Source organism: Gardnerella sp. c10Ua_244 (assembly GCF_055818055.1).
This window is the reverse complement of record NZ_JARFVS010000008.1, coordinates 1-10348: the sequence shown is the minus strand read 5'-3', so window position 1 is coordinate 10348 and position 10348 is coordinate 1. Positions and strand designations below refer to the sequence as shown.

Annotated in this window: 12 protein-coding genes; all 12 read right to left on the bottom strand. The window is 40.3% G+C overall.

What is annotated here, in order from left to right:
• The coding region (locus P0108_RS06895; RefSeq protein WP_473730914.1) for a helix-turn-helix domain-containing protein at positions 1–120 on the bottom strand (120 nt) is incomplete at its 3' end.
• Between the two features lie 152 nt (positions 121–272).
• A complete protein-coding gene (locus tag P0108_RS06890) occupies positions 273–1193 on the bottom strand; it encodes a GH25 family lysozyme (RefSeq protein WP_473730912.1) in 921 nt (306 codons plus the stop codon).
• The gene (locus P0108_RS06885) at positions 1186–1605 is read right to left on the bottom strand and encodes a phage holin family protein (RefSeq protein ID WP_032834188.1); all 420 of its coding nucleotides are present in this window, start codon (positions 1603–1605) and stop codon (positions 1186–1188) included. The genes P0108_RS06890 and P0108_RS06885 overlap by 8 nt, the downstream gene beginning before the upstream one ends.
• A 156-nt stretch (positions 1606–1761) precedes the next feature.
• On the bottom strand, positions 1762–2085 hold the full coding sequence (locus P0108_RS06880) for a toxin (protein WP_473730911.1): 324 nt from the start codon (positions 2083–2085) through the stop codon (positions 1762–1764).
• A complete protein-coding gene (locus P0108_RS06875) occupies positions 2066–2248 on the bottom strand; it encodes a hypothetical protein (RefSeq protein WP_473730910.1) in 183 nt (60 codons plus the stop codon). The genes P0108_RS06880 and P0108_RS06875 overlap by 20 nt, the downstream gene beginning before the upstream one ends.
• A gap of 155 nt (positions 2249–2403) precedes the next feature.
• Positions 2404–5211: a phage tail spike protein gene (locus tag P0108_RS06870; RefSeq protein ID WP_473730913.1), complete on the bottom strand. Its 2808-nt coding sequence runs from the start codon at positions 5209–5211 to the stop codon at positions 2404–2406.
• A 12-nt stretch (positions 5212–5223) separates the two neighbouring features.
• The gene (locus P0108_RS06865) at positions 5224–5877 is read right to left on the bottom strand and encodes a hypothetical protein (RefSeq protein ID WP_473730909.1); all 654 of its coding nucleotides are present in this window, start codon (positions 5875–5877) and stop codon (positions 5224–5226) included.
• An 11-nt stretch (positions 5878–5888) separates the two neighbouring features.
• Positions 5889–8456: a hypothetical protein gene (locus P0108_RS06860; RefSeq protein ID WP_473730908.1), complete on the bottom strand. Its 2568-nt coding sequence runs from the start codon at positions 8454–8456 to the stop codon at positions 5889–5891.
• Between the two features lie 249 nt (positions 8457–8705).
• Positions 8706–9071: a hypothetical protein gene (locus P0108_RS06855; protein ID WP_285089524.1), complete on the bottom strand. Its 366-nt coding sequence runs from the start codon at positions 9069–9071 to the stop codon at positions 8706–8708.
• Positions 9072–9089: 18 nt separating this feature from the next.
• Complete coding sequence (locus P0108_RS06850; RefSeq protein ID WP_473730907.1) at positions 9090–9662, bottom strand: major tail protein; 573 nt, start codon at positions 9660–9662, stop codon at positions 9090–9092.
• Positions 9646–9984, bottom strand: a complete 339-nt coding sequence (locus P0108_RS06845; RefSeq protein ID WP_415697967.1) for a hypothetical protein — start codon at positions 9982–9984, stop codon at positions 9646–9648. Before P0108_RS06845 ends, P0108_RS06850 begins: the two co-directional genes overlap by 17 nt.
• Positions 9977–10348: HK97 gp10 family phage protein (locus P0108_RS06840; RefSeq protein ID WP_473730906.1), on the bottom strand; the 372-nt coding region annotated here is incomplete at its 5' end. The genes P0108_RS06845 and P0108_RS06840, both read right to left, overlap by 8 nt.

Below are 10348 nucleotides of genomic sequence, written 5' to 3'. Positions count from 1 at the left end.
ATTACGTTTGCAGTAGCTTTTAATCGTATTAACGGAAACATCCATACGGTTTGCAATCTGCGTATAGCTAAGACCTTCATCTCTTAGTAATTTGACTTTCTGTTTTTCTTCCATATTCATTTGCCTGTGCCTCCTTACATCACAGGCAAAGAAAAAACAGTGTTTTTTAACCTATTGACTTGACAATTTAACCTTAAAAAAAAAATAAAAAAAAGCCCGAGGATTGCTCCAATGTAGGAACAAGCCTCGGGCTTTACATGTTTCAAACTGTTTTACAAGAGTTCGTTTACTCGTTTTTGTACCGTATCATAATCGTATCCGGCTTGAGTTAGACGCTGTTTACGAGTGCTACCGTTACCCCACGTGCCTCGGATTACTTCACGGGCAAGCTCATCAACCGACTTTCTATAAGCTTTAACACCAAGCAGCTCATTAACCTTATTTTGCACGCTCGCATAATCGTATCCGGCAGAAGTTAAACGCTGTTTACGCTCATTTCCGTTACCCCAAGCGCCGTTAATAACTTCTCGCGCCACCTCATCAATACTTGACGTGCGCGCAGCTTGGTCAGAGCCGCCGTTTTTACACCCGTTTAATCCAGCGTTTTTAATAATGCTCGGATAATCCGTGTAAGCATAATCCATGTCAACTCTGCCAGCTACTCCAGGCACACTGCCACTTGACGAGTATTGCCAAAGACCATACGAACCCTGATAATTGCAGTGCGTGTTCCACTGTGCGATCCACAAAGTGTAACGGTTTCTAACATGAGCGGACACAAGATTATTAGCAGTTGAAAGCGAAGTGTAAAAACCTGCATAATATCCGCAAGCTTCCAGCTTATTGCAAAAACTGGTAATCAGCGAATCGCAGAAAGCTCGCCCACGGTTAAGCTGGCTTTTTTCTTCCAAATCAAAGTAAACAGGATACTCAAAACTCTTACCTGAAAGCATGTTCATTAAGCTTTGAGCTTCCTCAGCTGCCTCAGAACTGGAGTTTGCGTACGAATACCAGTAAGCTCCCACGTCAAGACCGGCTGTTTTTGCTTTACGATAGTTCTGTTCAAACCACTTGTCTTTGCATCCGATACCGTATCCTGCTCGAATGATCACAAACTCAATGCCGGATGCTTTCACCGCGTTGAAATCAATGTCACCCTGCCACTCTGACACGTCTATTCCTTTTTTACTCATGAGTATTGTCCTTCCTGTTCTTGTCGTGTAATTGTTCTAAAACGTTTTTTAATTTCTCAGGCACGGGAAGCCCCAGGTGAGCCGCGTTTTCGGTTAAAGATAATCCTTCGTTAGATAGGTAGAAGAAAATTACCGCGGTTCTAATCACGCTTCCTTGCTTCAAAACATGAAAATCTATAATGTTTGCTATGCCAACAAGCATAAAAATGAGCACTTTTCTAAAAATGCCCTTAAAACCAATGCTGCTAGACAGTTTCTTATCCGTGACAGCACACATCACGCCTGTAATATAATCAGTTACCACAAATAAAACGAGTGCGAGGATAAGCCCGTCGCACCCGCCTAAAAAGTATCCCAGCCAGCCGCCTACTAGTGTGAAAGCCAGTTGAGCACTATTCCAAAATCCTCTCATAATTCTCCTTACAAGTTTTCCTAACATTTGCCAGTACTCTTATAAAAACAAAAAGTAAAAAGTAATAAAAAATGGCAGGCATGGTTTAACCCACACCTGCCCTAACATTTCAGTATTTCAGTATTTCAACTGATATTATTTTTCAACACATGACTACTACTTAACACATTCTTCAGCATCTTCACCTTTCCCAGCCGTTTCACCTTTTTCATCTTTTTCGGCTTTTATTTTCAAAATCTCATCGTTAAGTTCGCGTTCTCTAGAGTTAAAATAGTCTTCTAACTGTTTCACATACGCTTCATATTCCATCGAGTTTTCCGCGATCACCGCCGAACGCATATCAGATAATACGCTTGCAACAATGCCTTCTATCATGTAAGTAGGTATTGGTATTTGCTTATTCAACTCGACTATTTTTTCGTTTAACTCAGCCTTATATTTTTGCACAGCTACCGCGTAGCTAATTGTCGGTTTTACCACTACTCTCCTCCAATCTTTTTAGAATAATATCCAGCTTGTGGCTGATTTCGCATAAAATTTTCGTATTATCAACTACAGGTGTTGTAATACTTTCTGTCACGTCTTTTGCGCGCGTGCCTTTATTAGCCACTATTTTGTTTGTTGGAATAATTAGTTTCTCCATAACAAATTCTCCCTTTATTCTCCCTATAACAAATTCTCCTCAACGCTTCCATCAACGCTTCCACCCACGTTCACTTCCACGCTTCACTCGCTTCCACCAACGCTTCCGCTCACGTTCACTTCCGCGCTTCACTTCCGCGCTTCACTTCCGCGTTTTTAATAGTATTTAACTTTCATGAGTATCCCGTTTTTAAACACCATGTGAGCATTAGAACACCATTTTGAAGCTTTCCCATCCTGGTTCATCTCAATAATCTGCACATAGTTAATATCCGCGTCTACTCCTGCACCGTCTTGCCAAACAGGATCTATAATCTTGTTACCATGCATGTAAAAGTTGCATCCAGCGTGAATACCATACTCTTTATAAATGCTTTGCGAACGTGAAAAACACAGCATAGTAGCGTATGTTTCTTCATCAGCTGATTTACGTTGCGCGAAAGCCATATACTTTCCGTCGCTAGTAAGATGAAAAACTAGACCCTTGTGAGAATTATCTTCTTCCCACTCGCCGGTTCCAACATAGCCAATATACACGCCGTTACGGTAGAAGTTGTTCCCATTTTTATCAAAAACAGCTCTTTTATGATCCTCATCAACTTCACCATCGTAAAGCTCTATCTGCCCGGGTGTTATTTGCACGTATTTACTCGAATGGTTAAACCCGAGAAGGAAACTGTTATAGTTTTGCTGCATGAAACTACCAAAATCACCTTTTTTAACCATTGAAGATATGGAATCTTCTACTATGGTTAGTTTAGAAATAGCCTTATCAGCCGTGAATTTAGCAGCCTCAATGTCTTTATCTTTAACTCTGAGCCAATCGAACGTTCTAAAACTACTTATACTGTCAGCTGAAACGTAATGCCACAGTTTGCTTGTTCCACCTTTATACGGGTGTTCAGACTCAGGATAATTTTCACCTTCAACCTCAATAATGTTAATATCTTCAGGCAGTTTAGACACGTATCCTGAAATTTCTCCTGAATACTCTTTTTTAATGCTATCAATCTTAAAACCATAATTGTCAAACGGAGACCAGTTAGTTCTAAAATGTAGCCAAAACTCACTTGATGGAACAAACACTGTTGCGCCAGAAATTTTTTCACCAGTTAAACCCGGTATAGCGTAAATTTTATCCTCATACTTGTAAAAAATGTCTACAAAATCGTCAAAAGCTGATTCCGTATGCGACTTCTCATTAAATTTTACGGCTAAACTTTCCTGCTTAACAATAAGCCTGTAAGCGTAGCCGGTTGACGTGTCGTAGAAAAAATCACCAACATGCTGCATTTTTTCACTATCAGTCAGCCACAAGCTCATAGGAGCGTTAAACTGGCTTGGAGTATACGAGCCGTAATAGTTACCGTTTTTCTGTTTAAGACTATGGTTAACGCTTTCAACACCAGCCTCAATCTTACCGTCTGTAACATTTAGTTTCGTGTTGATTTCACTTATCGTGTAATAGTTTTCAAGCCTCCTACCAGTGTCTTTTATAGCCTCGTTTTTTGCTTTACTAATCTGCTTTTCTACCTGCGAAGTGTAAGAGACTGAAAGTTTTTCCGCGTCAATCGAATGTCCGATAATCCTGTCACCATACACCATGCCGTCAAGAGTCATCGCAGTACTGTAAGGGCCTGAAAAACCGTTATGGCTTCCAGCAATACCATTCATGTTAACCTGTAAAACTTTTGTAGCAGTGTTCTTATCAGGCGTATCCATGTAAAGGTCACGAACCCACATGCCTTTACTATCGTATTCGCTTATCTTATAGCCGCTTTGAGAATTACCCATTTGCGCTTTAATATTATCTATCGCAGCTTTAACACGCTCGTTATCAATTTTTCTAGTTTCAACCGCTTCTTCTTTTAACGTTTGAACAGCATGCGACACGTTTTGCACATACCCTTTAGAAATCCTGCTCGCAAGCACGATTCTAACTTCGCCTGGTTTTTGAATCGGTATAGTCTGTTTTACTACAGGAAACACGCGATCCATGCCAAATTGTGGAGCGAGACAACGAACCCTATCCCCACACTTAATCGTCGCATAATGTAAACCTAACTCGGATAAGTCAACCGCGCTAAGGCTTATTTCTACATGCTCAAACTGGTTATCCTGTAACCATTTAGTAGCTTTGCGCATAAGATTAGTTGGAACTGTCACATTATTGAAATTAACAACTTTACAAACCCAGCCGAATGTTTTTTGCGCTTCACGAGATACTATATAGTTTTTCCCATTGTTTATTGAAGTAATATCAACATGCTTTTTAAGAACCTCGTTTTCACTATTCTCGTTTTCCAACTCTTTGCCGAGAGGAATAACCGCTGTAGTAACATCCTCTGCTGAAAGGTTTTCCGCGTATTCAAGCAGGTTCAAGCCGAAACTAATATGCTGGCTTGTAGCTTTCCCTATTTCCTCCAAATGCAGGTAATCTAAGTAAAGTTTCCCGTCTTCTTTTCTAAGCCGCAAATATCCGCCAAGTTTTTCAACCATTTTTCCCATAATCGCTTCAAGCGTGGTTTCAAAATTAGTAAACCTGTAGAGCGAATCATTCGAGTCAGATACTGTTACGAAACCAATTCTTATTTTCTTATAATCATCTACCTGACTGTTATGAGCTTGTAAAAGTTTTTCTAAAAGCTGGTAGGAACTCTGATCATGATATTCTTTCTGAGGTTGAATACTATCCGCTAAATAAGTTAACAACCCTACGCAAGTTACTTTCTTACTACCATACAAGTTTTTTACTTGCTCTCTAACCTCGCCGAAGAAAATCTCCTCATCGTCACGCCACACGCTTACTATTGATTTCCGGTTTTTAATAAGCTCATAGCAAGGGTTTTGACTCGGGCAAGTAAACGTTAACGTTCCCGCAGTGTTAAGCTCCAAGTTTAACGTAATATCATCAAGTACTGCTTTATCATCATTCGGATAGTAAATCGTATTATTATCAAGCATGATCCTGTACACTCACAACCACCCCCTTTTATAGGAAATATTTACCATCCCGTTTCCAACAAATGTTAAACTCATGCTTATTTTTGAACGAAGCTGTGGGAAACGGTTAAAACCTGTTTTAATCTCATACTTTTTACCATTAGAATCCAGTAGCATACTGTTAGATGACAGGTTGTTAAATTCTGGAATCAGTGTCATGTCAAAATCGTGAACGAGTGTTATTTCCCGCTTATCATCTACTTGCACACCCCATATTGTGTGAACACCATCCGAATCATCTACACTATACTTATATGGTTGCAGCTTATAGTTGAGTGTGAGAGTTGAATAGTTTTTATCCGATTTAAAACCACTAACCCACACTCGACCCTGATAGTAGAACAATGGTTCATCATCAAGAGACAGTTTCACACTCTTGCCGTGGATTAACGTTTTAACACTATGGCATGTTTCACTCCACTTGTTTTTGTTTGCGACAATGAATTCAAAACAGCCTTCACGCATCTCGTATAACACTTCACCGGCAAGACTTTCACTAATATCAATACTTTCCTGCCTGCCTGGTATTTGCAAATACTCTAATTTAGGTTCTGGAAGTTGAATTCGTGGACGGCTTGTAGCAACCAGCCCTAGATCGTTAAAACTATGCAACCCGTTTATTAGCATCCCATACACTTTTACCACCCCCTTGCTTTTCTTGTTTGAAGCTTAAAAAGCTCACTGTCCATCCTGTGCGCGATACCACCCACTAGTTCACCAGTGTCGAGCACAATACTCTGGTTGGAAAACTGTGGGAAATACGCGTCCATAATCGCTAGAATCTGGTTCATAACACTAAGCATTTGCGTGTTCGCTCCCGCGCTCATATTCTGCAAAGCATCAAGCCCCATGATCACTTCGGGACCTTTTTCACCGCCGCCAAGCATACGCCCGTTTTTCTCACCGAAAATAGTCGCCCCGTTTAACAGCATTGGCTTGTTCATTGCTTTCTTATACCAGTCGATAGCAAGATACGGTACAGACGGTGGCGTAAGAGAGAATTGTCCTTTAATACTAAAATGAGGCAGTTTAATATGAGGAAGACTAAGTTTTATGTTAGAGAAAAACCCTGTTATAGCGTCGATTACTGCTTTAACCTTGTTTTTCGCAGCTTCAATCGGAGTGATGATAGCGTTTTTAATACCATTCCAAACTGACACAACCGTGTTTTTAATACCGTTAAACACAGACTTAACCATGTTTGCTACTGAATTAAACACTGTTGAAATGCTTGTTTTAATACCGTTTACCACGCTCATGATCGCAGTTTTAATACCATTCCAAACACTTGTTGCAGTGTTTTTAATACCGTTTAAAACGTTAGTGAAAAACGATACGATACCATTCCAAACATTCATGAAAAAGTTTTTCACACTCGACCACAGTTTGTTCCAACTAGTGCCAAAGAAAGACAAAAACACGTTAAAAACGTTTTTTAACGTGTTCAATACTGTTATGAACGTGTTTTTAACCGCGTTCCAAACAGCGGTAAAAATTTCTTTTACACCATCCCAAAGCTGAGACCAGTTACCGGTGAATAATCCTATAAAAACGTCTAAAACGCCTGTGATTAAATCAAGAACGGTTTTGAAACTAGTAAAACTTAAATTTAAAGCGCCTTCAAACAGTGGAGCTAGAATAGCACACAAACCATTCCACACTGTTTTAAGCCCTTCAACAATACTCGTGAAATCAATACCAAGGCTTGACAGTTTTTCTTTAACACCATTAACAAAATTAGTGAAAGTTTCCTTAATTTTCTCCCAAACAGCAATAACACTGTTTCTAAACTCTTCGTTAGTGTTCCATAAGGTTACAAAAGCTGCTACCAGAACACCAATAACCGCAACAACCGCGAGTATTGGCGCGGATACTCCACCTAAAACAGCGCCTAACCCTTCAAGAATGCTAGAGCCGGAAGTAAAACTTGCGAACATTTTACCTATAAACAAAGCTAGTTTAGAAAACCCTTGTATAGCAACACCTATTTTAGAAATACACGTTCCAAGAACCACTAAAAAAGGGCCGACTGCCGCAGCAATCAGCCCAAGTGTCACTATAAGTTTTTGGCTTTCTGGAGAAAGCTGTTTAAATTTAGAAAGCCATGCTGATATTTTCTGCATTAATGGTGTTATGACGGGAAGTAAAACATTACCAATAGTCGCAGCAATATTCTGCAACTCTGTTTTTAGAATCTTCATAGAACCCGAAGCGCCCGCGGCTTCACGCCCAGCCTGCCCTTGAGCGTCAGCAGTCTGCTCCATAATAAGAGCCAAAGTAGCAGCCTGTTTCGCTTGCAAGCTCATCGCGCCTCTACCATCATGCAAACCCATGGCAAGAGCTTTAGCTTTAATAGTCGCCTCGTTAACACCCATACCATAATTGTCAAGCATCGCATTATTACCTTTAAGCGCGCCTGTTAAAGCAAGAACAGCAGACTCGGTTGTTCCACCAAACATAGCAGACAAGTCGCCTGCAAGAGCAACCAGCTTCTGACTCATCTCGGCTGCTTCAGCATCACTTTTCCCACCAATATTTTTCAACATCGCGCCCATAGTATTCGCATACTCTAAAGCTTGACCTTGAGCAATACCATAATAGGATTTCAAACTTCCTGACCATTTAAGCATCTTGTTAGCAGACTTACCGTAAATCTGCTCTGTCGCACCCATAGCATCCTGTAAGTCTGCTGCAGCAGTAAAACCAGCAGTACCAATAGCAGCAATCGGCAACGTAACTTTCGTGCTTAAACTTTGACCAAGAGATGACATACCATCTCCTAGTTTCTTTATCTTTTTACTCGTACTATCAAACTGGCTACTAAGCTTGGTTAAACTAACACTACCTACCTGTTTTAATTTTTCTTTTAAACTATCAAGATTATTTTCTGTCTCAACAATCTCACGCTGCAACGCATCATACTTGTCTCTACCAAGCTCCCCGTTTTCCAACTGTACTTTAGCCTGCTTATCCGCCTGTTTCAAAACGTTAAGCTTATTAGACGTTTCTTGGATTTCTTTCTGCAAAAAAGCCTGCTTTTGGCTTAGAAGCTGCGTGCTTGTCGGATCAAGTTTCAAAAGCCTATTAACATCACGAAGCGACTGCTCGGTTGAGCGAATAGTCGAATTCACCTGTTGTAAAGACTTATCTAAGCCTGTAGTATCCCCACCAATTTCAACAGTAATACCTTTAATCCTGTTTGCCATAACTTCACCTCCCTTGACTCTTAATTTACGCGTGAAAAAATTCAGATTTTCTGTTTAATACCGCAATGTGAGAATGTTTGGTTCTCGTTTAGAACCTATCAAATTCTGTTTGGCTTGCGAGCTTATCGTATTTCACATTATCGTTTGCTTTCTCCGTCCACATGTCTAAAATCATGCCGATGGTTAAAAGATCCAGTTCGCAAATACTAATCCCAATTTCGGTGCATCTAAGAAGAAACAACGCGGTTGTCATTTGCCGTGTTGTTGCTTTAAATTTTTTTTAGATTTTACTTCAGTTTCCAAGTTTGCTCCCCAAAGTTCTAGAATTTCAGGAAGAATCTCGTAGATAGAAAACATTTCAAACTCGTCAAGCCACTCATCAATACTTGCTGGAATACTATTATCCGCATGGTAAGCCATGATATAGGCTACGTTTTCAAAAATTTCAAGATCCGATATTTCAAAAACACCCTCGTTGTTTTTGAAAGACTGCTCTAATTTTGACAGGTCTTTGAAAATATCACGCTTGAATTTAATACGATACAGTCTTGGAATAGTGGCAGAAGAACGAAACTTCACGTCTTTACCATTTACTTTTACTGTTTTTTCTAACACGTTTACCCCCTTTAAAACTTATTTGATTTCCGCGTTAACTTGCGGAACGTACACGCTCTTATACCATTTCTCATAGGTTTCTTTTGAAGTAGTGTCACCGCTACGGGATTTCACCAAACCATCTTCTCTAGGATCAGCCGTAAGCGATAAAGTTTCCGTACCCGGTTCTATAGTGTCTTCCTTAGTTTCTGACTCGATAGACGGTCGTGTTGCTGAACAGTTATATAAAACGTGTCTGATCGCGTTCACGTCACCATCAAACTCAAACAGGAGCGCGAATTTTTCTGTTTCACTAATCTTCGCGTTTTCAACCAGCACACCGTTTTTATCTAGTTCTTCTCGTAGTATTTCCGTCCTAAACCATTCAGGTATAAGAGCAATTTCCAAGTCGCCACTGTAACCGTTGTTAGCAGTCGACCTGAAGTAAACAATCCCGTCAGCGTAAAACGGTGAGGATTCACCCTCAGCCTCAAGGCTTATACTCACCGCCCCTGGAATCGGCTTAGGCTCACCGTAGGAGAAACCACTCGAATCTTTTTTAAGTTTTGCCGCGTACACGTTTTTAAGATTGTATTTAACCTTGTTTCCCATTTTCTGTTACCTCCATTTCAAAAATGTAGAGTGTTTCATAAAGCTGTTCCGACTCTATGAACGTTTCTGTTTTGTTATAAAAAATGCCGTGCCTGTCAAGCACGGCTTCAACTTGTTCTTCCAGCACGGGGTTCTTATAGTCTGCGTATAGTTCAATATGAACTTCGTTTGCTTTAAAATACGTTTTCCCGTCTGCCGCGAAATTACTGCTCGCAGGCGTAAGAAACAGGAGGAAAGGCGGATTAGGGGATTCTCCTTCAGCAAAATGATGGTATGCGAAAGGAAAACCTATCTCTCTCATAATGTTTAAAAGATTACCCATTTTTAACCGCCTCCTCTATTTCTTTTTCAAAATTTCGTACTGCTTTACTTTCAGCCTCAGCAATGTGTGCTCTTGCTTCCACGCGTCCACCACCTCGTTTAGCATGACCGTACTCTAACAAGTGTGTAAGCTGATACTTGTTTCTAGAATGCACTACGAGAACTAGTCTGCTGCCTGTTTCGTTTAATGTTTTAACCGACCAACTTTTCGCATACGCGCCAGTTCGTTTAGGAGCTGTCACGTTAATTTCTTCTTTTGCTGTTTTACCAGCGTTTTTTACTGCTTCTTTTACTTTCCCGGTTGTAACTTTCGCGTAAGTTTTAAGCTCTCTAATAACTTCTGCGGAGAGGCTGCCAATACTTAC